We start from the raw sequence: 22,657 nt of genomic DNA, 5'->3' as shown, positions 1-22,657 counted from the left end.
GATTCTCGTTTCGTTGAGAACGACGACGCCGGTGCACGGCGCGCGCTCGATGCGGGGCTTACTTCAGGAGCCAGTTTTTGTCAGACAGGCCGTCTTTTTCGTACTTCTTCGCGATTTTTTCCACGGTGCCGTCGGCTGCCATTTCGCGCAGAGTCTTCGTGACGGCGGCGGCGAGCTCCGTGCGCCCCTTCTTGAACGCCACCACGTAGTGCTCGGATGAGAGTGGATCAGGGAGCTGGAAGTAGGCTCCCGGGTTCGCGGCCATCTGGAACTGGGCGATGGAAAGATCGCAGGCGACGGCGTCTACAGCGCCGGATTCGAGCTCCATGAACGCGGTGTTGTAGTTGTCGCGTTCTTGGAGGGAACCGAAGGTATCTGCGATTTTCTTCTGGGCGCCAGTGAGGACATCGAGCGCGGCCGAATCGACCTGGGTGACCACGTTCCTTCCTTTCAAGCCAGCGACATCCTTGATCCCGGATCCTGCCTTGACCACGACCACCTGGCCGTTGAGCATGTAGGGATCTGAGAAGGTGTATTGGCCTTCGCGGCCCTCCATGGTGAAGCCGTTCCAGATTGCGGTGATCGCGCCGGTCTCGAGTTCGGCGTCTTTCGTATCCCAGTTGATAGGTTCGGCTTTGTACGTCCAGCCGTTGCGCTTGGCAACCTCTGCTGCGAGATCGAGATCGAATCCGGTGTAGTTGCCGTCCGGGCCGATGAAGCCGTAGGGTGGATAGCTTTGATCGAAGCCGACGGCGAACTCCATGCCAGGTTCGGGAGAGGAATTGGTCGTGGCGCTCTGGCTGCAGGCGCCGAGGGCGAGGAGTGCAGCGGCTGCGAGGACAGCGAGCTTTGCGAATTTCATGAAAAGTCCTAACGAGAAAAAGTGGGGAAGGGAGGTGAATCGGGTACACCGGCGTCGGGCTGGGACAGTGCCAGCCCGTGCAGTATGCAGGTTTCAGCCCTCGTGTCGAGACTTTTGCGAGCCGAGGCGGGCGAGCACAGCCTTGTAGCCGCCGGCGCCGTAGTGGAGAGCCTTATTCACGCGGGCGATGGTTGCCGAAGAGATCGCGAGCTCGTCGCTGACCTCCTGGTAGGACGCTCCGTCCTCAAGCATGCGGGCCGCTTCGAGGCGCTGGGCCATGTCTTGGATTTCGCGGATCGTGCACAGGTCCTCAAGGAACGCGCGCACAGCGTCGGCAGATTCGAGATCCGCGATTGCCTGCGAAAGCTGGCCGATTTTGCGTTCCATAGGTTGCCTTTCGTAAGTGCGGTTTCCCGCCGACGTCGGAGCTCGGTTTGCTCAACGCGTGCCACTTTAGCACTTTAGCGAGATGAAGCGCAAGGGGTGAAGACTTGCGCGGCTGGCGTGCATCTATGGCACGGAAATGGGATGCGCGTGGTATACGGACTTCGGATGACGTGGCGCGGATCATGGGTGAACAATTGGGGTGCTGGTTCGCCTCAACCAGCACCCCAATAAAAATCGGTCAGTTCAGCACTCCACAATCGAGACCGGGATTCCCGCGTGAACTGCAAGCCCGCCGAGGGCGGTCTCCTTATACTTCACCTGCATGTCGCGCCCGGTTTCCTTCATCGTTCGCACCACCTCATCGAGCGACACCATGTGCTCGCCGTTGCCGCGCAGCGCGGTACGAGCTGCCGTCAGCGCCTTCACGGACGCCACCGCGTTGCGCTCAATGCACGGAATTTGTACCAGGCCCGCAATCGGATCGCAGGTGAGCCCGAGGTTGTGCTCCATCGCGATCTCGGCAGCGTTCTCCACCTGGTGCGGCGTGCCACCGAGCACCGCTGTCACTCCTCCCGCAGCCATCGATGAGGCCGAACCGACCTCACCTTGACACCCCACCTCGGCGCCGGAAAGCGAAGCATTATTCTTCACGATCATGCCCACAGCCGCAGCCGTCAGTAGGAACTCGATCACGCCCTCGTCACTGCCCTCACAGAAACTCATGTAATAGTGCAGGACGGCCGGAATAATCCCGGCGGCGCCATTGGTCGGCGCGGTGACGATGCGCCCACCGGCCGCATTCTCCTCGTTGACGGCAAGCGCGAACAGAGTTACCCAATCGAGCCCGCGAAGCGGATCACCGGCGTCGTCGCGCTCCTTCAGGCTCGCCGCGAGCGCTGGCGCACGCCGCGGTACGCGCAAAACCCCCGGCAAAATCCCCTCATCGGAGGTGACGCCGTTGGTCACGCAATCCTTCATCACCTGCCAAATCTCCATCAGGCCCTCGCGAACCTCCGTCTCCGTCCGGCAGGTGAGCTCGTTCGCCATCACGACCTGCGCGATCGTGAGGTTCTCGCGGTCGCAAATCTCCAGCAACTCAGCCGCGGTACTAAACGGGTAGGGGACGGGGTGCTCGTCGGCAATCACGGGCTCGTCCGGCGTCACGTCGCCCTCCACGACGAAACCGCCACCCACCGAATAGTAGGTCGTGAACGCAAGTCGCGCTCCGGCCGCGTTCCATGCCTCGAGCGTCATGCCGTTCGGATGCCCGGGCAGCTCCTCGCGTCCCAGGAAGATAATGTCGCGCTGGGGCGGGAAATCGATCACCTTCACCCCGCCCAGGTTCAGGGCGAGTTCCTCCTCAACCTTGTGCACGAGGGGAGTGACGCGCTTGGGATCCACAGTTTCCGGCTGTTCGCCCATCAAGCCGATCATCACTGCCTTATCGGTAGCGTGGCCAACTCCCGTTGCGCCGAGCGAGCCGTACAGGCGGCACTCCACGCGCTCCACCTGCGTCAGATCGCCCAGCGACTCCAGGAACATCGCGGCCGCGCGCATCGGGCCAACCGTGTGCGAAGACGACGGGCCAATGCCAATAGAAAACAGATCGAAAACGCTCAAAGCCATGAGGAAAGAGTAACGCGTTTTCGCGAGCGTGTGCAGGTGGGACGCAGGCTCGGGTGGCACCGACGTCGGGAGCCACGTTCGCGACGTCGGTGCGCGGGTTTCGCGAAAAGGTGAGCAAGCGCGCGGGAGGTGAAGCGCCGATGTCGCAGCTCAGCAGGTAGGATAGTTTCGCTATCACAAAAATGCCCGGCGCCCCGGTATGGCGTGGGGCTTTACCAGGAGGAATCCATTGGCACACATCATGTTGGACGGGCAGTCTCACGAGATTTCGCAGGGAATGACCGGTGCAGACCTCTTCGAGGGGCAGAAGAATATTGTGGCGATCCGCGTGAATGGGACGCTCAAGGATCTGTACACGTCGCTCGAGGGGCTGGACGGCGCAACAATCGAAGGTGTGGATATCGCCTCCGAAGATGGCCTGAACATTCTTCGCCACTCCACCACGCACGTGCTCGCGCAGGCTGTTCAGAACAAGTTCCCTGAAGTGAACCTGGGCATTGGCCCGTTCATCACGGACGGCTTCTACTACGACTTTGGCAACATCCCGTCGGTCACTCCGGAGATGCTCAAGGACCTCGAAAAGGATATGAAGCGCATCGTCAAGGAAGGCCAGCGCTTCGTGCGCCGCGCTGTTTCTGAAGAGGAGGCGCTCGGTGAGCTGACGGATCAGCCGTACAAGATCGAACTCGTTTCCCTCAAGGGCGATCACGATTCTCACGCCGATGGCGCCTCGATCGAGGTGGGCGGCGGCGAGCTCACCATGTACGACAACGTGAACCGCAAGGGCGAAACCGTGTGGAGCGATCTGTGCCGCGGCCCGCACCTGCCGTCCACCAAGCTCATCGGCAACGGTTTTGCGCTTACGCGTTCCTCGGCCGCCTACTGGCGCGGGGATCAGAATAACGATTCACTCCAGCGCATTTACGGCACCGCATGGCCCACGAAGGACGAACTGGTTGCCTACCAAGAGCGCATCAAGGAAGCGGAGCGCCGCGATCACCGCAAGCTCGGCGCCGAGCTCGATCTGTTCTCGTTCCCGGACGAGATCGGCTCCGGACTGGCAGTGTTCCACCCCAAGGGTGGAATCATCCGCATGGAGATGGAGAACTACTCGCGCAAGCGGCACCTCGAGGCAGGCTACTCCTTTGTGAACACCCCGCACATCACCAAGCAGAACCTCTTCGAGGTGTCCGGCCACCTCTCCTTCTACGCGGACGGTATGTATCCTCCGATGCACATGGACGAAGAGCGCGACACCGAGGGCAACATCACCAAGCAGGGCGCGGATTACTACCTCAAGCCAATGAACTGCCCGATGCACAACCTCATCTACCGCGGCCGTGGACGCTCCTACCGTGAACTTCCGCTGCGCCTGTTCGAGTTCGGTACCGTCTACCGCAACGAGAAGTCGGGCGTGATCCACGGCTTGACCCGTGCACGTGGCTTCACGCAGGACGACGCCCACATTTACTGCACCCGCGAGCAGATGAAGGACGAGCTCACCTCGCTCCTCGATTTCGTGCTCTCGCTGCTCAAGGATTACGGTCTGGACGATTTCTATCTTGAGCTGTCCACCAAGGATCCCAAGAAGTTCGTTGGCGACGACGAGATCTGGGAGGAAGCCACCCGCACCCTGCAGGAAGTGGCGGATGCGTCCGGCCTCGATCTGGTTCCAGATCCGGAGGGCGCGGCGTTCTACGGCCCGAAGATCTCGGTTCAGGCGCGTGACGCCCTGGGCCGCACCTGGCAGATGTCCACGATCCAGCTCGATTTCAACCTACCGGAGCGTTTCGAACTCGAGTACACGGCTCCGGACGGCTCGCGCCAGCGCCCGGTGATGATCCACCGCGCTCTCTTCGGCTCGATCGAGCGCTTCTTCGGCGTTCTTACCGAGCACTATGCGGGCGCATTCCCGGCGTGGCTCGCCCCGGTTCAGGTGCGTTGCATCCCGGTGGCGGAGCCGTTCGTCGGCTACCTGGAGGATGTTGCTGCGAAGTTGCGCGCGAAGGGCGTGCGAGTGGAAGTCGATACCTCCGACGATCGTTTCCCGAAGAAGATCCGCAACGCCTCGAAGGAAAAGATCCCGTTCGTGCTGATTGCCGGTGGCGAGGATGCTGAGGCTGGTGCCGTGTCATTCCGCCTGCGAGATGGTTCCCAGCACAACGGCATCGCAATCGACGAGGCCGTGGAGCGCATCGTTTCGGCAATCGACTCGCACGAGAACCAGTAAGGAAGCGCGCATGCTTTCTCGCAGTGGCCGTCCGCTCGCGCAGGTGATCTTTGGACCGTTTGCGCGGGCGGCGGTGAAACTCGGAATTTCGGCGAACACGGCCACGTTGGTGGGCGGAATTGCCACGTCGGCGTCGGCGCTGGCATTCTTCACCACGAACCATCTCATCTGGGGGATTGTGGTCACCACGATCCTGGTGATTTTCGATAACCTCGACGGCCAGATCGCGCGAGCGACGGGCACGGCCTCCGCTTGGGGAGCATTCCTGGACTCGACGATGGACCGCTTCGCTGACGGCGCGATCTTTGGTTCGCTCGCGATGTGGGCGTACCTGCACGCCGACGCCGGTGCGCGGCCGTGGGGGATCGCAGGTGCGATCGCAGCGGGGCTGATCGGGTCAATCGTGCCGTATGCGCGTTCGCGTGCGGAGGCGATCGGGAAGAAGGCCGACGTCGGGCTGGCAGAGCGAGCGGATCGCTTGGTGGCGGTCGGCGTCACACTGATCCTTTCGCTCTTGTTCGGCCACTGGCTGTTCGTGGCCGGGATGTGGCTCATCGCGGCCGCTTCACTTTTCACGGTTGGCCAGCGCATGATGTACGTGCGTTCCCAGATTTTGGCCGAGGAGGCCGCGGGCGGAAAACGTGGCGAGCGTTAAAGTATTCGAGCGTGCGACCCGAGCGGCTCGGGTGATCCCCGAGCCGCTCGGGCGTTTCACTGCGCGGTTTGCCGGCAGGCTCATCGGCTGGTCAAACATGGCCGGCGCCCGCCAGCTGAGGCGTAACCTCCAACGCATCCGTCCGCTCAGCTCGCAGCTCGCACAGCGCGCCCGCGGTGGACGTGCGATGGCCTCCTATATGGCCTACTACTATGAGATCTTCCGCTTGCCGCACCTAAGCGGCGAACAGATCGACGCACGCGTGCGAATCTCCGGCAAGGAACGCCTCACCGCGTACCTCAACTCAGGAGTGGCCATCCCCGCGGCTTTGCTTCATATGGGAAACTGGGACCTCGCCGGTGCATGGGCCACGCGCAACCTTGCCCCCGTTCACACCATCGCGGAAAAACTGGAGCCGCCCGAAGTAGCCAACTATTTCCTTGATCTTCGGCGAAACATGGGAATGACGATCTACCACGGCGTCAAGGGACAAGGTGCGATTCACTCCCTCGAAGCCGATATGGCGCGTCCAACATTCGTGCCACTTCTGTGTGATCGTGATCTGTCGGCTCAAGGCATCGAGGTCAATCTGCTCGGTCGGCCAATCAGGGTAGCGGTCGGCGCGGCGCTCCTCGCGCGCCGGCGTCGCGTGCCAATGTTTCCCGTGTTCATCGAATCGGAACGTATCGCGGATCGTGCGCGCCGACGTCGGGCCGGTACGTCCGCAGGAATCCACATCGTCGTCGGAGAGTCGATCGAGCCGAACTTCGCCCTCGACGAAAAAACAGACCTTGCCCGCATGAACCAGGCCTGGATGGACGCCGTCGGTGCGTACTTGCCCGGCCGCGAAGAAAACTGGCATATGCTCCAGAAAGTGTTTGTGGAAGACTTAGACCAGGCCCGGCTCGCCCGGCGTCACGCACGAGAAGAAGAGAGGGAACGTTGAAGATCGGCATCGCATGCGGCTACTCCTGGGACGTTCCCGGGGGAGTGCAGTTCCATATTCGCGACCTTGCGAAGGAACTGATCGCGCGTGGCCACGAAGTGTCCGTCATCGCGCCCGCCGGCCCCGACGCCGAACTCGAGCCCTTCGTCGTTAGCGCGGGAAGTGCGATCCCGATCAAATACAACGGGTCCGTGGCGCGCCTCGCGTTCGGCCCGAAAGTCAACCACCGCGTGCGTACCTGGCTGCGCGACGGCGAATTCGATGTGCTCCACGTGCATGAGCCGTTCACGCCGTCAGTGTCGATGCTGGCGCTGATGAGCGCATCGTGCCCGGTGGTGGCGACGTTCCACACGGCGATGGACACATCGCGCATGCTCGCTCTGGCTTCGCCGTTCATTGTGCCGCTCCTGGACAAGATTGAGGCCCGTATCGCCGTTTCGCAGGAGGCGCGGCGCACGATGGTTCAGCACCTCGGCGGCGACGCCTGGGTGATCCCCAACGGAGTGTTCGTGCGCGATCTGGAGGCGGAGCGTGACCAGCGCTTCACTGGTTCTTCTACCGAGCCAACGCTCGCCTTCCTTGGCCGCATCGACGAGCCGCGCAAGGGGCTCGGTGTGCTTGCTGGAGCGTTCTCGCAGGTGCGGGCGCGTTTCCCGGGCGTGCGTCTGTTCGTTGCGGGTAAAGGCGACTCCGACGCCGCCGCCGAGCTGTTCGGATCGGATCGCGACGCCGTCACGTTCCTTGGCCCCGTCTCCGACGCGGACAAAGCGGCGCTCCTTGCGTCCGTGGATGCGTACATTGCGCCCAACACGGGAGGCGAGTCCTTCGGCATCATCCTCGTGGAGGCGATGAGCGCCGGAGCCTTCATCGTCGCTTCGGATATTCCAGCCTTCCGGGCTGTCCTTGGCGAGGGCGAATTCGGTGCGCACTTTGCGAACGAGAACAGTGCCGATCTCGCACGGGTTCTCGTCGAGGCTCTCGCCGCTCCTGCCCAGCGTGCCTCGATTGCCGAGGCTGCGAAAGCGGAGGCATGGCGCTACGACTGGTCCTCCGTTGCGTCCCAAATTCTCTCGGTGTACGACACCGCGATCGCCTCGGCAGAAGGGAAGACTCGCCCATGAAGTGGCTCATTGCGATCGCCGTCATCGTCGTCGTCCTCGCGGTCGCCGTCGTGTTCCGCGCCCGCAAACTCGATAACCTCAACCGCGCCGTCACTCGAAGCCGGCGCGTGCTCGAAAACGCCCTCAATGAACGCGCGCACGCGGCGCTCACCGCTGCGCAATCCGGGCAACTGGACATCGCCGGCGCGATGGTCCTCGCCGACGCCGCCACGAACGTCCTTGACGCCACGATGTTTCCGATCGTTGACGACGGGCTGGACGCGATCTCGATCGACGGCGCCCAGCCACCGACGTCGGCTAACCGGCTGGCCCTGGAATCGGAACTGTCACGGGCGCTGCGGCTCACTGTCGACGAGCTCGACACTTCGATCGCGCCGCTTGAACAGGCGCGCGACCGCGTGAGGATGGCACGTAGGTTCCACAATTCGAAAGTCTCGCGTGCGCGAAAAGTACGAGGAAACCTGCTTGTTCGTGTATTCCACCTGCACGGCTCAGCGCCCGCACCCGTCACTGTCGATATCGATGATGAGTAAGGCGGTGCCATGATCAGTAGCTACATCCCGGCGCGTCCGGAGGTTCGTAAAGCGTGGAAGTCGCCGGTGCGGGTACGTCCCCGCGATGCCGTGGTTGTCATTCTTCTCGTCCTGGCGTCGGTCGCTGCGCTTACCTGGGCATGGCCCGTTCTCTTCGCGCACGCCGCGAACGTGGATGTAGCGCGTTCGGTGGCGATCTCGCTGATTCCGCTGGCATTTACGCTGGTCTTTGTGTGGGTGATCGACTCATGGGAGCCCGAGCCCGGTGCGCTCTACTTCGTGGCACTCACCTGGGGAGGTGGCGCTGCGGTTTTCGGCGCGTTGTTCCTGAACGCCTGGTCAAAGGGGATTGCCCCGCTATTCTTACCGCAGGGTGCCGGCGAGTTCGAGGTGACCGCCTGGGTGGCCTCCTACGGAGCGCCACTGTCCGAGGAGCTCATCAAGGGGCTTGGCGTGATGATTATTTTCGTGGCTTTTTCGCGTGCCTTCAACGGGCCCGCTGACGGCATCGTGTACGGCGCACTCATCGGTGCGGGATTCGCTTTCACGGAAAATGTTTTGTATTTCACCGAGTATGCGGCCACGCTGTCGAACACGTTCCAGGTTCGCTTCCTTGATTCGCCACTTTCGCACGACGCTTACACAGCATTTTTCGGCTTTTTTCTGGGGTTCGCGGAGTATTCCAGGCGGCGGATCATGATGGGTGTGTGGGCGATCCCAGGCCTGGTGGGCGCGTGGGTGTTCCACTTCCTCAACAATAATGCGCTTGGCTGGCACGGGATGACGTATGGCATGTACAAGCTGCTCAATACGGTGCCGATCGCGCTGATCGCAGTGGTGATGGTGCTCTACGCTCACCGTGAAGAGAAAGAGTCGGTACGTTCCGGGCTAGCGCCGTTCGTGGAATCCGGGCAGATAGCTGCGACGGAGCTGGCATTCACGATGACTCTCGCGGAGCGGCGACGTTCGAAGGAATGGGCGGCGAAGCGAGCGCAAGCGAAGGGGTATTCTGCGGATTCAGGAGCCGCAGCGATGCGGCAGATGCACCGGGAACTGCTTAAACTTGGGCATCTTCGGGCGCGGGCGATCCGGCGCGGCACTGAGAGCCGCCGGAGCGTGCAGTTGGCGCAAGCTGAGCACTTGGCACATATTCAGAAGTTGAGGGAGGTCTTCATTTGAGCGAGACGTCTGACGAAAGTGCACGGCAGTTGGCCGCCGAGTGGCCACTTGACGGCGATGGCTTCCCGCACCGTTCGGCGGCGCGCGTGGTGGTCGTCGACCCACAGGGGCGGATTTTCTTGATTCTCGGCCATGATTTCGACGATCCTGATCACCGCTGGTGGTTCACGCCAGGTGGTGGGCTCGAGGCGGGGGAGCGCTCTGCCGACGGTGCGGCTCGCGAACTCCGTGAGGAGACGGGGTTCGCGGTGGACCCGGTGCGTTTGGTGGGCCCGGTGTTGATTCGCCACGCCACGTTTCGTTTTGCCCTCGAGACGCGCAAACAAGATGAAGAGTTTTTCATTCTCCACGTCAGTGAGGAAGAGCGTGCGCGTATCGACGAGTTGCGTGGGACGTCGCTGACGGCGTTGGAGGAACAACTTCTTGACGATTATGCCTGGTTTTCGCCGGAGGAAATAGAGTCCGCCGACGCCGGTGTGCCGTTTTACCCTGAAGGCTTGGCTGGGTTTGCGCGAGGTTGGGCCAACTGGGATGGCACGGTGATGGAGATCACGGAAGCGTAGGCTGTGAGCGAGCTACCGGTGTCGGGAGGCGAGGACGCGCTATTATAGACACGGAATTTTGTGAACTTACGAAGGAGAATCTGTGTCCGGACACTCAAAGTGGGCAACCACGAAGCACAAGAAGGCGGCGATTGATGCCAAGCGCGGCAAGCTGTTTGCGCGTCTGATCAAGAACATTGAAGTTGCGGCCCGTACGGGCGGCGGCGATCCCGCTGGTAACCCCACGCTGTTCGACGCGATCCAGAAGGCGAAGAAGAACTCGGTTCCGGCCGATAACATCGATCGTGCAGTCAAGCGTGGTTCGGGTGAAGGCGCCGATGCCGTTAACTACGAAACCATCATGTACGAAGGCTACGCCTCGGGTGGAGTTGCCGTGCTGATCGAATGTCTGACCGACAACCGTAACCGCGCAGCCTCGGACGTGCGTGTTGGCCTGACCCGCAACGGCGGCACCCTCGCGGATCCGGGCTCGGTGTCGTTCATGTTCCACCGCAAGGGCGTTGTTGAGGTTCCCGCTGAGGGGAACACGGAAGACGACATCCTCATGGCTGTCCTCGACGCCGGTGCTGAGGAAGTGAATGAGGAAGGCGATGTTTTCGAGGTGATTTCTGCGCCGAACGACCTCGTTGCCGTCCGTAGCGCGTTGCAGGAAGCTGGCATGGATTACAACTCCGCTGAAGTCCAGTTCGTGCCGGACGTGAAGGTCAGCGTGGATTCGGTCGAGGCGGCGAACAAGGTGCTTCGCCTGATCGATGCCCTCGACGATATCGACGACATCCAAAACGTCTACTCGAACCTCGATATCCCTGAGGAGATCGCGGCTCAAATGGAGTCGGACGAGTAAATGATCATTCTGGGAGTCGACCCCGGATTGACGCGTTGCGGCCTTGGCGTGATTGAAGCCGAAGGCGGCCGTCGCGTTCGAATGCTCGACGTTGATGTGGCGCGAACCGATCCCAGGGTCGCGCCACATCGGCGTCTATTGACAATCTTCAACGCTCTTGAGGAGAAAATCGCTCGGTTCCATCCGGACGTGGTCGCCTACGAGCGTGTGTTTGCTCAAGAGAATGTGCGCTCAGTGACAGGCACCGCGCAGGTCGCTGGCGTCGTGCTGCTGGCCGCTGCCCGTGCTGGAACAGCGCTCGGTTCCCACACACCGTCGGAGGTGAAAGCGGCGGTGACGGGTAACGGCCGGGCGCAAAAGCTTCAGGTCCAGCAGATGGTCCAACGCATCCTCGGCTTGCCAGAACTTCCACGTCCGAAGGATGCGGCCGACGCTTTGGCAATCGCGATCACGCAGGCGTGGCGCGGGGGAGCGGACCACATGGTCGATACAACGCGTGCCCAGCATGGCGGTGCTGGCATGCTCCCCGACAATGCGGGGCCAGGGCTCACACCCGCCCAGAAAATGTGGGCTGACGCCGAACGCCTCGCCCGTCGTCACGGCGCGGTTGCCCCAGAGTGAGGCGCACCCTTGTCGGGAAGTGTCACGCCAACGTCGTCGGTACTCGCAGCAAGGGCACTTGAGCTGGCGGTGTTGTTGCACGTAATGACTGGCGCATGCGATACAATCGTACAAACGTTCGAAAGGTGGAGTGGTGATCGCGTCTCTTCGTGGTGAAGTACTACAGGTTGGGATCTCGAGCGCAGTGATCGACGTGGCCGGGGTCGGGTATCAGGTTCTCGCCACCCCGAACACGCTGTCGCGTTTGCAGATCGGGCACGAGGTTCATATCTGGACGTCACTGGTGGTCCGCGAAGATTCGATGACTTTATTTGGCTTCGCATCAACGGACGAAAAGTCCGTCTTCGAAACCCTCACCGGCGTTTCGGGGATCGGCCCAAAGATTGCGCTAGCCGTACTGGCGGTATTCACGCCTGATGAACTTCGGCGTGCTCTCGCGTCAAGGGACGAGAAGGCACTTGGGCGTGTCCCAGGGATCGGAAAGAAGAGCGCGCAGCGAATGATCCTCGAAATCGGCGATAAGCTTGGCCCGGTGTTGGGAGAGGCTCCAGCGGCTGGTGGAACTAGTGAGGCAATTGACCCGGCTGTTCTCGAAGGCTTGATCTCGCTCGGCTGGCGTGAATCGGAGGCCGAAGAAGCTATCCGTGCGGCACGCGAAAATGGCGCAGGTTCGAGTGTTCCGGAGTTGTTGCGCGCCGCGCTGCAAGTGCTTGGATCTCGGAGGTAAGGATGTCGCAGTTCGATATGGCGCCGGATGCCATCGATACGGAGCGCGCCCAGGAGGCCGCGCTCCGGCCGAAGCGCCTGAGTGAGTTCGTTGGTCAAGAAACAGTGCGCAACCAGCTTTCGCTCGTTCTTGATGCGTCGATCGCGCGCGCAAAATCGCCAGACCACGTGTTGCTTTCTGGTCCTCCGGGTTTGGGGAAAACCACTCTGGCGATGATTATTGCGGCCGAGGTGGTGGGTTCGTTGCGTCTCACCTCTGGGCCAGCGATCCAAAAGCCTGGTGATCTCGCTGCTGTGCTCTCCGCATTGCAGGAAGGCGATGTTCTCTTCATCGACGAAATCCACCGCCTTGCCCGCACCGCTGAGGAAATGCTCTACCTGGCAATGGAGGATTTTCGAGTGGACGTGATGGTAGGGAAGGGGCCGGGCGCTACGTCGATCCCGCTCCCATTGCCTCCTTTCACTGTCGTTGGGGCTACCACGCGCGCTGGCCTGTTACCGGCACCCCTTCGAGATCGCTTCGGTTTCACGGCTCACCTGGATTACTACACGGTCGATGAACTTGCTCAGATTGTCAGTGCGAACGCGCTCAAACTCAATGCGCAGATCGATACGCAGGCAGCCCACGAGATCGCCTCGCGTTCGCGCGGAACCCCGCGAATTGCCAATCGTCTCCTTCGTCGAGTTCAAGATTGGGCGCAGGTCCGAGGTTCTGGCGTGCTCGATCTCGCGGCGGCGAAGGCGGCGCTGGATGTGTTCGAGGTCGATTCGCTCGGCCTCGATCGGCTCGATCGCGCCGTGCTGGATGTGCTTTGCCGACGCTTCAATGGGGGGCCTGCCGGCCTCGCAACGATCGCTGTATCGGTTGGAGAGGAGCCGGAAACGGTGGAGACTGTCGCCGAACCGTACCTGGTGCGCGAAGGATTCATTGTTCGTACCCCGCGCGGCCGTATGGCCACGCCTCTGGCGTGGGCACACCTTGGGCTCACGCCTCCTGAAGAGGGCACACTCTTCAGCTGAACCGCGGTGCGCTCACTCGTTCGGTGTGAATCAGTGCGGTCGTCGAGGCGGTTCCACGATATTTGGGCTGAACGCCGTCCATCATTCGGCTTCACGAGACGATTCGACGTGAGTATCTCGTTACTATTGTGTGGAATTCTCTGTGATTTTCCCGCTACTCGGGTAGAGTTTATCCGTTATGGCCAGTGCGGCCGCTGTCTGATTGAAGGATTTATTTATGCCTGGTGGTTTCGAGCTGATCATCATCCTGCTGGTGATGGTTGCCCTCATGTGGTTCATGTCGCGCGGTGCTCGTAAGGCCCAAGCGAAGCAGGCTGAAGAGCGTGAAAAGGCGCTTGTTGTCGGCACGAACGTCGTCACCACGTCCGGATTTTTTGGCCGGATTGTCGACATCGACGGCGACGCCGTCACGCTTGAGTCTCCGTCGGGGGATGAGACCGTGTGGATGAAGCGTGCGATCCTTCAGCAGATGGATCTGCCGCTCGGCTACGTCGCCGACGACGAGCCCGGGTCCGACGTCGACGCCCCCTCCCCGTTCTCGCAAAAGCCGGAGGAGAACGGGCCGTTCTCTGAGCCGGATTCGGCCAAGTAAACTCCTCAGTAAAGGAAGTTCAATGTCTCACTCCTCTCACGCGGCAGTGAAACCTAAGCTCTACAAGCCACTCGTGGCCTTGTGTGTGTTGATCGTGGCTCTCGTGGGTGCACTCGCGTACGGCACGCTCACCACCCACAAGAATCGTTTCACTCCTGATCTCGCTCTCGATCTTGAGGGCGGCACGCAGATCATCCTCACCCCGGTTGCAACCGATGGGCGCGATGTCACTGCAGACGACGTGTCCCAGGCGATCGAAATTATCCGTCAGCGAGTCGACGCCTCAGGCGTTGCTGAAGCAGAGATTAACTCGCAGGGCGGCTCTAATATCGTGGTCGGTCTTCCGGGAAACCCCTCCAAGGAAACCCTGAATCTTGTTCGCACCTCGGCGGTGCTGCGTATGCGCCCAGTCCTCGCGATCATGCAAAGCCAGAAGCTTGACGCTGCGGCGATCGCCCAGGCCATGAAGACGGCTGGTAAGAAGCTCGTTGCAGGCACAGACAAGGCGATGACTCCAGAAGATATCAAGAAGAATATCGCTGCTCTGGCCGATATCAACGGCGACGGCAAGATTTCTGACGCGCCGGAAAAGAAGCCGGCAGATCCGTCGGATACCGCGTGGATCACTGAGAAGACCACGCAGGATATGTACCTTCTGGAGTGTGGTTCACAGGCGGCTCAGCTCGCGGCCACAGGCGACGATCCCAAGAAGGCACTCGTGGCGTGTGATGCTACGGGCACCACAAAGTACATTCTTGGCCCTGCCGAGGTTGAAGGCGGGCAGATCACTCAGGCGACGTCTGGCCCGGCGCTGAACGCGCAGGGCACGCCGAGTGGCGGATACGCGGTGAACATGGAGTTCAACTCGGAAGGCTCGAAGGCGTTTGCCGATTCGACCGCCCGCATTTCGCAGCTTCAGAGCCCGCGCAACCAGTTCTCGATCGTCCTCGATGGAAAGGTGCTTTCTGCGCCGGTGCCGAGCGGTCGAATCTCGGGTGGTGCTCAGATCACCGGTTCGTTCACAGCACCGGAAGCGGCGGCGCTGGCGAACCAGCTGAGCTTCGGCTCGCTTCCGTTGAACTTCCAGGTTCAGTCTGAGGAGCAGATTTCCGCGACCCTCGGTACTGATCAGCTCCAGTCGGGTCTGATCGCTGGTCTCATTGGCCTGCTTATCATCGTCGCCTACATGGTGTGGCAGTACCACGCGTTGGGCGTGGTTTCCGTGATCTCGATTCTCCTGTCTACAGGCCTGTCCTACTTCGTGATCTCCTTGTTGTCATGGGCGATGGGGTACCGATTGTCGATGGCTGGCGTGCTCGGAATGATCGTCTCGATCGGCGTGACAGCCGATTCTTTCATCGTGTACTTTGAGCGCATTAGGGACGAGATTCGCGATGGTCGTACCGTTCCTGGTGCGATCCAGCACGGCTGGTTGCGCGCACGGCGTACCATCATCGTCTCCGACGCAGTGAACCTCCTTGCGTCGATCGTGCTGTACATCCTGACGGTTGGCTCGGTTCGAGGCTTTGCCTTCACCCTGGGCATCACCACGGTCCTCGATCTGATCGTCGTTATGATGTTCACCTACCCGCTCATGCACTACTTAGGGCGGACGAAGTTCTTCGGTGAGGGCAAGCCGTATTCGGGCCTTAACACAGCCAAGCTCGAGGGGCCGGCCCTGTACCAGGGCCGAGGTCGTGTCCGCTCGTTTGAGCCTAAGAAGAAGGCACGCGCCGGCGTGACTGGTCTGGAAGATCGTGCGCTATCTGCTGACGAATATCCAGATGAGCGTTTCGTCTCCGATCACTCGACGGCGAAGAAAACATCGCGCCTTGAGCGCCGCGATGGAGAATCACTTGCGCAACTGCGGGCACGTGAACGTCGCCAGCAGCGCCAGGCAGCGAAAGGGGAGAACTGATGTCAATGTACTCCTGGGGAAATAACCTCTACTCGGGTAAGACCTCCTACCCGCTAATCCAGAAGCGCATGTACTGGTTTAGCGCTGCGATTGCGCTTGTGCTGGTTTCGCTGATTTCGTTTGCGACGATCACGCCGAACCTCGGTATCGAGTTCCGAGGTGGTTCGCAGTTCACCGTTTCGGGAACCGCAGTCACTGATCTCAAGCCCGCCACCGACGTCGTGACCAAAATCGGTAAGGATTCCGCCCCGCGCGTGACGAACGTGGGCAGCGATACGATCCGTGTCCAGACTGGCCAGCTCTCCGATCAGGAAACTCAGAAGGTTCGAGCCGAATTGGCAAGCGCCTACAAAGTGAGCGAAACCGAAGTAACATCGACGTTCATCGGCCCGTCTTGGGGTGCGGACATTATGTCGAAGGCCATCCGAGCAATGATCGTGTTCATGGTGATCGTCTCGCTCATCATGACCATCTATTTTCGCTCGTGGGCAATCGCTGTCGGCGCGATGGGCGCCCTGCTCCACGATTTTATCGTCACGCTCGGTGTGTACTGGATCGGTGGTTTCGAGATCACTCCGGCAACTGTGATTGGTCTGTTGACCATCATGGGCTACTCGCTCTACGACACCGTGGTGGTGTTCGATAAGGTTCGCGAGAATACCGTCGAGCTGCGCGGCCAGAACGACATGACGTACGAAGAGTCGGCGAACCTCGCCATCAACCAGACTTTGATTCGTTCGTTGAACACCTCGATCACGGGTCTGCTACCGGTGATGAGCGTGCTTTTCGTTGGCGTGTACTTGCTGGGTGCCGATACGCTGCGCGATCTCGCGCTCGTGATGTTCGTGGGTATGATCCTGTCGACGCTATCATCGATCTTCCTTGCGGCGCCGTTCGCGGTTGCTCTGGGAATGCGAAACGACGCGGTGAAAGAACATACCGCGGCGGTGCTCAAGATGCGGTCCGAATCACGAGACAAGGCCGCGAACTTGGCCTCAACAGATGAGAACTCAGGTAACATTGAGTCGTCTCACGTGCGCTCCAAAAGCGGCGCAAAGAAACGAAAGAAGAAGTGATGTCCGAAGTTTTCCCGAAAGACACCGTTGAGATCGTGCGCTCGCACGTCCGCGAGGTCCAGGATTTCCCAGCGCGTGGAGTGCTCTTCCGTGATATCACTCCGCTCATTGCCGATGCTGAGGGCTTTAAAGCATTGATTGATATGCTGGCGGATCACTATCGTGGCAAAGTAGATGCAGTTGCCGGCCTCGAATCTCGTGGCTTCATCCTCGGCGCCCCGCTCGCTGTTGCTCTCGGCGTCGGAATGCTGACGGTCCGTAAGGCAGGGCGACTGCCTGGCCCCGTCGTCGGCGTCGATTATGATCTCGAGTATGGCTCGGCGCGAATGGAACTCCAGCCGTTCACTGTGGAAGATGGGCACCGCGTCTTGGTCATCGACGATGTCCTTGCCACCGGTGGTACTGCAGGCGCCGCTTTCGATCTGATTCGACAGGCGGGAGCTGTTCCAGCTGCGCTGTGCGTCCTACTCGAGCTCAAGGACCTTGGCGGCCGTGAACGCCTCGGCGGAGATATTCCGATCGACTCTGTTATCGCGTACTGAGTTGTGAACGTTATGTGGGGAGCGCAAAGCGCTCCCCACATTTCTTGTGCCATCAGCTGACCACGCTACGCATGAATGGTGTGCTATGTCGTAGAATCTGCGTATGAGCGACAACACTGGTGCAGTGCCTACACGTTTACGTTCGCGTTTTGCGTGGCTGGGCGGTAAGAAGTCACTGAAGGTCCCTGCTCTTCTCGAGCCGATTATGGCTGCGATCGAAGGCCGCGGGCTCAACGAGCAACGCATTTTGCGGGCCTTCGTTGTCGCTGAAGAAAAGCATCGTGGGCAGAAGCGTAAGTCGGGCGAGCCCTACATTACGCACCCGGTCGCCGTCGCCACTATTCTGGCAGAGCTCGGGTTGGACGAAGATACGATTGTCGCTGCGCTCCTTCACGATACTGTTGAAGATACCGACTACACACTCAAGGAGCTTTCCCGCGAATTCGGTGAAACGGTGGCGTTGTTGGTCGACGGCGTCACCAAACTCGACAAGGTCGAGTACGGTGAGGCTGCTGCCGCTGAAACTGTGCGCAAGATGGTGATCGCGATGTCGAAAGACATCCGCGTCTTGCTCATTAAGCTCGGTGATCGTCTGCATAATGCGCGCACATGGCGCTATGTGGAGGCCGGCTCGGCACAGCGCAAAGCGCGCGAAACCCTCGAGATTTTCGCTCCGCTCGCTCATCGCCTGGGCATGAATTCGATCAAGTGGGAGCTCGAGGATCGCTCCTTCCGTACGCTCTATCCTGCTGTGTATGCGGAGATCGAGCAGATGGTGCAGGAGCGCGCGCCAGAACGTGAACGCTTCTTGGAAGACATCAAGGCGAAGATCCAATCTGAGCTGGCGAAGGCCGGAGTGAAGTGTACGATTTCTGGGCGCCCGAAGCATTACTATTCGATCTATCAGAAGATGATCCTTCGCGGCCGAGATTTTGAAGATATTTACGATCTCATTGGTGTGCGAGTTCTGGTCAACGAGGTTCAGGATTGTTACACCACGCTTGGCATCGTTAACTCCGCATACACTCCAATCCAGGGTCGTATCAAGGATTACATCGCCTCGCCGAAGTTCAATCTCTATCAGTCGATCCACACAACGGTGATGGGCCCAGGTGGCAAAACCGTCGAGGTGCAGATCCGCACCTACGAGATGCATCGGCGCGCTGAGTTCGGCGTTGCCGCTCACTGGCGCTACAAGGAGAATCCCAACGCCACCAAGGGCACTGGCCACGAGAAGCAGGAGGACGCTCAGCTGGAGTGGCTCCGTCAGCTCGTTGATTGGCAGCGTGATACTGCTGATCCGTCGGAGTTCCTTGATTCGCTCCGTTACGAGATGTCGGGTAACCAAGTCTATGTGTTTACCCCCGCAGGCGAGGTGATGGAACTTCCGGCCGGATCCACGCCTGTTGATTTCGCTTTCGCCGTGCACACCGAGGTCGGCTTCCGCACTGTGGGCGCCAAGGTTAATGATCGCCTCGTGACTCTCGATCATAAGCTGGAATCAGGTGACACCGTGGAAATTGTCACCGCGAAGTCGTCCGATGCGGGGCCTTCGCGCGGGTGGCTCGATTTTGTGGCTACTCCTCGTGCGCGAGCGAAGATCAAGTCGTGGTTCACGAAGTCGCGCCGCGAGGAAGCAATCGAAGAGGGCAAGGAGAAGCTCGCAAAGGCGATTCGCCGCAAGAATCAGCCCGTGCAGCGTCTGATGTCTCACGAGACCCTCCGCGCCGTCGCTCAGGATCTCAACCGTAAGGACGTCACGGATCTGTATTCCGCGATCGGCGAGGGAAACATTTCGTCGGAGTCTGTGGTCCGGAAGCTGATCTCCTCGCAGGGAGGGCTCGCGGGCGCGGAGGAAACGATGGCGGAGGCGGTCACGCCGACGCGTATTTCGCGGCGTTCGGGGGAGGCTGGCTCGGCTGTCGTCGTCTCGTCGATTGAAGATGCCGACGTGCTAGTCAAGCTTGCCAAGTGTTGCACTCCGGTGCCACCGGATCCGATCGTCGGGTTCATCACGCGTGGCAATGGTATCTCCGTGCACCGCAAGGATTGCCCGAACGTGGCAAGTTTGCAACGCGATCCCGATCGCTTCATCGCGATCGAGTGGGCGGATGCTCAGGACGCTGTGTTTGTTGTTCAGGTACAGATCGAGGCTCTCGATCGACGCGGCCTCCTCGCGGATATCTCGAAGGTCCTCTCGGACCACGATATCAACATGCTTTCGGGCTCGATGAGTACCTCGAAGGAGCGAGTGGCTCGTTCCACTTTCCAGTTCGAAATGGGCGATCCTCGCCACCTCACGGTGGTTTTGAAGGAGCTACGCAAGATCGATGGCGTGTACGACGCCTATCGAGTGGTGGGGTCGAAGCGTGAGTCTGATCGCCGCGTCACTACTGACGCTGGCAACTGACGTGCGATCGTCCGTACTCGTGCGATGCCGTGAATACCTTCGATCTGTCCGGCTCGGCGTGCCGCAGCAGTCAGATCGCACCCTGCGCGTACGAGTGAATGAATGTTGGCGAGCGCGCACGGGACGTCGTCGAGAAGAAGGTCGATGAGGGTGCGTTCCGGCGTGGTGACCAGTAACGAGCCGATCGTGACCAGATCCGACGGGGCGTATTTTCTGCGCTTGGCGATATCACTGTGCGCGCCAATCGTTTCGACATGCTCGTGGAAGTTCGGCGTCACGTTTCCCGTATAAATCCACAAGGCAGTGTGGCGGATCGCGATATTTCCGCCGTAGGCAAGGGCAACGATCCGGGCGCGGTCGGTGCGCGTGGCAACAAGATCGCTCCCGACCAACCCGAGATTTCCGACCTGCACAACGAGGCCCTCGTTTTCAAAACATTGGCGTTGGCGCTTGGGGATATCCATGAACAGTTCAACCATGTTCCAAGCATGGGGCATCACGCAAAAACGGGGTGGGGGATTTCCACACCTGTGGAAATCCCCCACCCCGTGAAGCACTTGTGTGCTATATCAACTCAGTCTGCCTGAACGGCTGCAAGCCACTGCTTACGCGCTTCGAGGGCCGAGGTGTATTCCTTGACCTTCTTCTCATTGCCGGCCGCCTTCGCCTCAGCGAGCTGGGCCTCGAGCTCTGCGATGAGCGCCTCAAGCTGGGCGGCCATGCCGTTCGAACGCTCGGCAACCGCAGGATCGGACTTGCGCCACTGCTCGGATTCAGCATCACGGATCGCCTGCTCGATATCGCGTAGACGTCCTTCGGTGCGTCCCACATCGGCTCGCGGAACTCGGCCGATCTGATCCCATTGTTCGCCGATTTCGCGAATCGCGGCCTTAGCGGCCTCGATATCCTTGACCGGCACCAGCTTCTCGGCTTCCTTCAAGAGCTCGAGCTTCTTCGCGAGATTCTCGCCGAACTCCTCGTCAACCTGGGTGTTGTGGGCGTTACGGGCGTCGAAGAAGACCTGCTGAGCGGCGCGGAAACGATCCCAGAGCTTGTCGTCTTCCTTGCGGCCGGCGCGACCCGCGGCCTTCCACTCGCTCATGAGCTGACGGTATGCAGCGGAGGTGGCGCCCCAATCAGTGGAATTCTGGAGTTCGGTTGCGCGGCGGATCAGATCTTCCTTCGCGCTCACGGTTGCCTTTGTTGCCTTATCACGCTCGGAGAAGTACTGACGGCGGTGGCGATCAAACTGCGTGCGAGCCGAAGAGAATCGCTTCCACAGGGCTTCCTCGGTAGGACGATCGATGCGTGCGCCATGGCGTTGCGCATGCTTCCACTGTTCGAGGAGTTCAGTGAGCTGCGCGCGCGAGTTCTTCCAGTGAGTCTTTGCGGGATCCTGGCCGGAGATCTTCTCGGCCTGCGCCACGATGGCTTCGCGCTCTTCTAGGGCCTTGGCCTTGGCCTCGGCACGCTGTTCGGCGACCACAGTGGCTCGCTCCTCAATGAGTGGGAGCGTGGCGTCAACGCGGGTGCGCAACGCGGCAATATCACCAATAGCTGCAGGCTCTTCGAGCTGCGCTGCAAGGTGCTTGTGCGACTTGCGCGATTCCTCAGGGGAAATCGTGTTGATGCGCATCTCGAGAAGTGCCACCTGCGACTGCAGATCGAGGAACCTGCGCGCGTACAGCGCGAGCGCATCAGTTGCTGTACCGCCAGCAGTGTACTGACCAACGATGCGGACGTCTTTTCCTTGGCTGTCGAGAAGCCAAACGTTGCCCTCGTCGTCGACTCGGCCCCACTTGGCGGCTTCAGTGGCTTCAGCTTCCGTGAGGGGAGCGGGAGCAACTGGAGTGGACGGGGTAGGCGCCGACGCAGGGGTCGGTGTGGTGGTTTCAGTAGTGTTCTGGGTGGTTTCGGCTGCGTCGTTGCTGGCCGGGGTGGGCATGGTATCCGACATGAGGACTCCTTCAGACGGGGTAATTGATACCGTTCACGTATTCGTACGGCACCACTCTACGGCAATGCTCCCGATTTTTCGCGGTTTTACGCGCCTGCGGTAGAGTTGATGCATGATTTTTGTGCGTTTTAGTGAAACAGTGATCGGTGCGAATACTTACGTTCTCGCCGACGCCGGAGCGAAAGTTGCGTTGGTTGTCGATACGGGGGCTGGGGCGAGCCGTTGGGTAGGGCCGGCCCTCGAGCGGCGTGGCCTGACGTTGGGGGCGGTTCTGCTCACGCACGGGCACGCCGATCATGTCTGGGACAGTGCGGCTGTGGCCGGGGATGCTCCTGTGTATATCCCGGCCGGAGATTTCTACCGACTCGACGATCCGCTCTCTCGCACAGCGTTGCCGCAACTCGCGGCCGCGTTCCAGGCCGTGGGCTCGCCGTCGTGGGTGCGTCCAACGAACGCCCAGATCCTGCCGACGTCGTTCTATGGCAGCGCACAAGAGATCGTTCCCGGAGTGTCGATTCGTGCGATTGCGACGCCCGGCCACTCGGAAGGATCGACGGTCTTTGTCTTCGACGGCGTCGTCGACGACGGCGAGGAACTCCCGCTCGCGCCGGGGCAGGGTGGGCACATGATGCTCTCGGGCGACGTGCTGTTCAACAACGGGATCGGACGCACCGATCTGCCCGGATCGGATCCTCGTGCAATGGGGAAATCGTTGCAGACGATCGTGCGTGAAGTTCCGGGCGAGACGTGGGTGTTCCCCGGTCACGGTCCGGCAACCCGCCTGGACCGCGAGGTGAATTCGAACCCGTATCTGCGGATGTTCCTCGACTGAACTGGGCCATGCCCGCA

At 60.6% G+C, this 22,657-nt stretch carries 22 protein-coding genes; 17 read left to right on the top strand and 5 right to left on the bottom strand.

Going from position 1 to position 22,657, the window contains the following annotated elements:
• Positions 1-58: 58 nt before the first annotated feature.
• From P8A24_RS04990 to P8A24_RS04980, 3 genes are all read right to left on the bottom strand, one after another.
• Entirely contained in the window at positions 59-862 is an 804-nt protein-coding gene (locus P8A24_RS04990) for a transporter substrate-binding domain-containing protein (protein ID WP_278057528.1), read from the bottom strand.
• Positions 863-955: 93 nt separating this feature from the next.
• The gene (locus P8A24_RS04985; RefSeq protein WP_278057527.1) at positions 956-1,249 is read right to left on the bottom strand and encodes a YerC/YecD family TrpR-related protein; all 294 of its coding nucleotides are present in this window, start codon (positions 1,247-1,249) and stop codon (positions 956-958) included.
• A gap of 243 nt (positions 1,250-1,492) precedes the next feature.
• Positions 1,493-2,875 (bottom strand): L-serine ammonia-lyase, encoded by a 1,383-nt coding sequence (locus tag P8A24_RS04980; RefSeq protein ID WP_278057526.1) that lies wholly within the window; start codon positions 2,873-2,875, stop codon positions 1,493-1,495.
• A gap of 277 nt (positions 2,876-3,152) precedes the next feature.
• Here P8A24_RS04980 and thrS point away from each other — a divergent pair, with 277 nt between their 5' ends.
• The 16 genes from thrS (at position 3,153) to P8A24_RS04900 (ending at position 19,851) form a co-directional block, all read left to right on the top strand.
• Positions 3,153-5,105 carry a threonine--tRNA ligase gene (gene thrS / locus P8A24_RS04975; RefSeq protein WP_278060216.1) on the top strand — a complete coding sequence of 651 codons (1,953 nt, stop codon included), beginning with the start codon at positions 3,153-3,155 and terminating at the stop codon, positions 5,103-5,105.
• Between the two features lie 10 nt (positions 5,106-5,115).
• The gene (gene pgsA / locus P8A24_RS04970; protein ID WP_278057525.1) at positions 5,116-5,760 is read left to right on the top strand and encodes a phosphatidylinositol phosphate synthase; all 645 of its coding nucleotides are present in this window, start codon (positions 5,116-5,118) and stop codon (positions 5,758-5,760) included.
• Positions 5,747-6,706 (top strand): phosphatidylinositol mannoside acyltransferase, encoded by a 960-nt coding sequence (locus tag P8A24_RS04965; protein ID WP_278057524.1) that lies wholly within the window; start codon positions 5,747-5,749, stop codon positions 6,704-6,706. The genes pgsA and P8A24_RS04965 overlap by 14 nt, the downstream gene beginning before the upstream one ends.
• The gene (locus P8A24_RS04960; RefSeq protein WP_278057523.1) at positions 6,703-7,827 is read left to right on the top strand and encodes a glycosyltransferase family 4 protein; all 1,125 of its coding nucleotides are present in this window, start codon (positions 6,703-6,705) and stop codon (positions 7,825-7,827) included. The genes P8A24_RS04965 and P8A24_RS04960 overlap by 4 nt, the downstream gene beginning before the upstream one ends.
• The gene (locus P8A24_RS04955; RefSeq protein ID WP_278057522.1) at positions 7,824-8,360 is read left to right on the top strand and encodes a hypothetical protein; all 537 of its coding nucleotides are present in this window, start codon (positions 7,824-7,826) and stop codon (positions 8,358-8,360) included. The genes P8A24_RS04960 and P8A24_RS04955 overlap by 4 nt, the downstream gene beginning before the upstream one ends.
• Before the next feature lie 9 nt (positions 8,361-8,369).
• Entirely contained in the window at positions 8,370-9,539 is a 1,170-nt protein-coding gene (locus P8A24_RS04950) for a PrsW family intramembrane metalloprotease (RefSeq protein WP_278057521.1), read from the top strand.
• Positions 9,536-10,102 (top strand): NUDIX hydrolase, encoded by a 567-nt coding sequence (locus P8A24_RS04945; RefSeq protein ID WP_278057520.1) that lies wholly within the window; start codon positions 9,536-9,538, stop codon positions 10,100-10,102. The genes P8A24_RS04950 and P8A24_RS04945 overlap by 4 nt, the downstream gene beginning before the upstream one ends.
• Before the next feature lie 82 nt (positions 10,103-10,184).
• The gene (locus P8A24_RS04940) at positions 10,185-10,946 is read left to right on the top strand and encodes a YebC/PmpR family DNA-binding transcriptional regulator (protein WP_278057519.1); all 762 of its coding nucleotides are present in this window, start codon (positions 10,185-10,187) and stop codon (positions 10,944-10,946) included.
• Positions 10,947-11,567: a crossover junction endodeoxyribonuclease RuvC gene (gene ruvC, locus P8A24_RS04935; RefSeq protein WP_278057518.1), complete on the top strand. Its 621-nt coding sequence runs from the start codon at positions 10,947-10,949 to the stop codon at positions 11,565-11,567. It begins immediately after the preceding gene.
• Between the two features lie 133 nt (positions 11,568-11,700).
• Positions 11,701-12,294: a Holliday junction branch migration protein RuvA gene (gene ruvA / locus P8A24_RS04930; protein WP_278057517.1), complete on the top strand. Its 594-nt coding sequence runs from the start codon at positions 11,701-11,703 to the stop codon at positions 12,292-12,294.
• Positions 12,295-12,296: 2 nt separating this feature from the next.
• On the top strand, positions 12,297-13,313 hold the full coding sequence (gene ruvB, locus P8A24_RS04925) for a Holliday junction branch migration DNA helicase RuvB (RefSeq protein ID WP_278057516.1): 1,017 nt from the start codon (positions 12,297-12,299) through the stop codon (positions 13,311-13,313).
• A 217-nt stretch (positions 13,314-13,530) separates the two neighbouring features.
• The gene (gene yajC / locus P8A24_RS04920) at positions 13,531-13,905 is read left to right on the top strand and encodes a preprotein translocase subunit YajC (protein ID WP_278057515.1); all 375 of its coding nucleotides are present in this window, start codon (positions 13,531-13,533) and stop codon (positions 13,903-13,905) included.
• A gap of 22 nt (positions 13,906-13,927) precedes the next feature.
• Positions 13,928-15,823 (top strand): protein translocase subunit SecD, encoded by a 1,896-nt coding sequence (gene secD, locus P8A24_RS04915; protein WP_278057514.1) that lies wholly within the window; start codon positions 13,928-13,930, stop codon positions 15,821-15,823.
• Positions 15,823-16,899, top strand: coding sequence for a protein translocase subunit SecF (gene secF / locus P8A24_RS04910; protein ID WP_278057513.1), 1,077 nt, complete (start codon positions 15,823-15,825; stop codon positions 16,897-16,899). The genes secD and secF overlap by 1 nt, the downstream gene beginning before the upstream one ends.
• On the top strand, positions 16,899-17,441 hold the full coding sequence (locus tag P8A24_RS04905; RefSeq protein WP_278057512.1) for an adenine phosphoribosyltransferase: 543 nt from the start codon (positions 16,899-16,901) through the stop codon (positions 17,439-17,441). Before secF ends, P8A24_RS04905 begins: the two co-directional genes overlap by 1 nt.
• A 103-nt stretch (positions 17,442-17,544) precedes the next feature.
• A complete protein-coding gene (locus P8A24_RS04900) occupies positions 17,545-19,851 on the top strand; it encodes a RelA/SpoT family protein (protein WP_278057511.1) in 2,307 nt (768 codons plus the stop codon).
• Here P8A24_RS04900 and P8A24_RS04895 read toward each other — a convergent pair.
• Both P8A24_RS04895 and P8A24_RS04890 read right to left on the bottom strand, forming a co-directional pair.
• Positions 19,788-20,330, bottom strand: coding sequence for a hypothetical protein (locus tag P8A24_RS04895; RefSeq protein ID WP_278057510.1), 543 nt, complete (start codon positions 20,328-20,330; stop codon positions 19,788-19,790). The genes P8A24_RS04900 and P8A24_RS04895 overlap by 64 nt on opposite strands.
• Before the next feature lie 95 nt (positions 20,331-20,425).
• Entirely contained in the window at positions 20,426-21,808 is a 1,383-nt protein-coding gene (locus P8A24_RS04890; RefSeq protein WP_278057509.1) for a DUF349 domain-containing protein, read from the bottom strand.
• Between the two features lie 112 nt (positions 21,809-21,920).
• On the opposite strand from P8A24_RS04890, the gene P8A24_RS04885 reads away from it, so the two are divergent.
• Positions 21,921-22,640, top strand: a complete 720-nt coding sequence (locus tag P8A24_RS04885; protein ID WP_278057508.1) for an MBL fold metallo-hydrolase — start codon at positions 21,921-21,923, stop codon at positions 22,638-22,640.
• The last annotated feature ends 17 nt before the right edge of the window (positions 22,641-22,657 follow it).

It is taken from the genome of Arcanobacterium wilhelmae (assembly GCF_029632765.1).
Classification (GTDB): Bacteria; Actinomycetota; Actinomycetes; order Actinomycetales; family Actinomycetaceae; genus Arcanobacterium; species Arcanobacterium wilhelmae.
The sequence above is the reverse complement of the archived record's forward strand: the minus strand, read 5'-3'. Positions and strand labels throughout refer to the sequence as shown.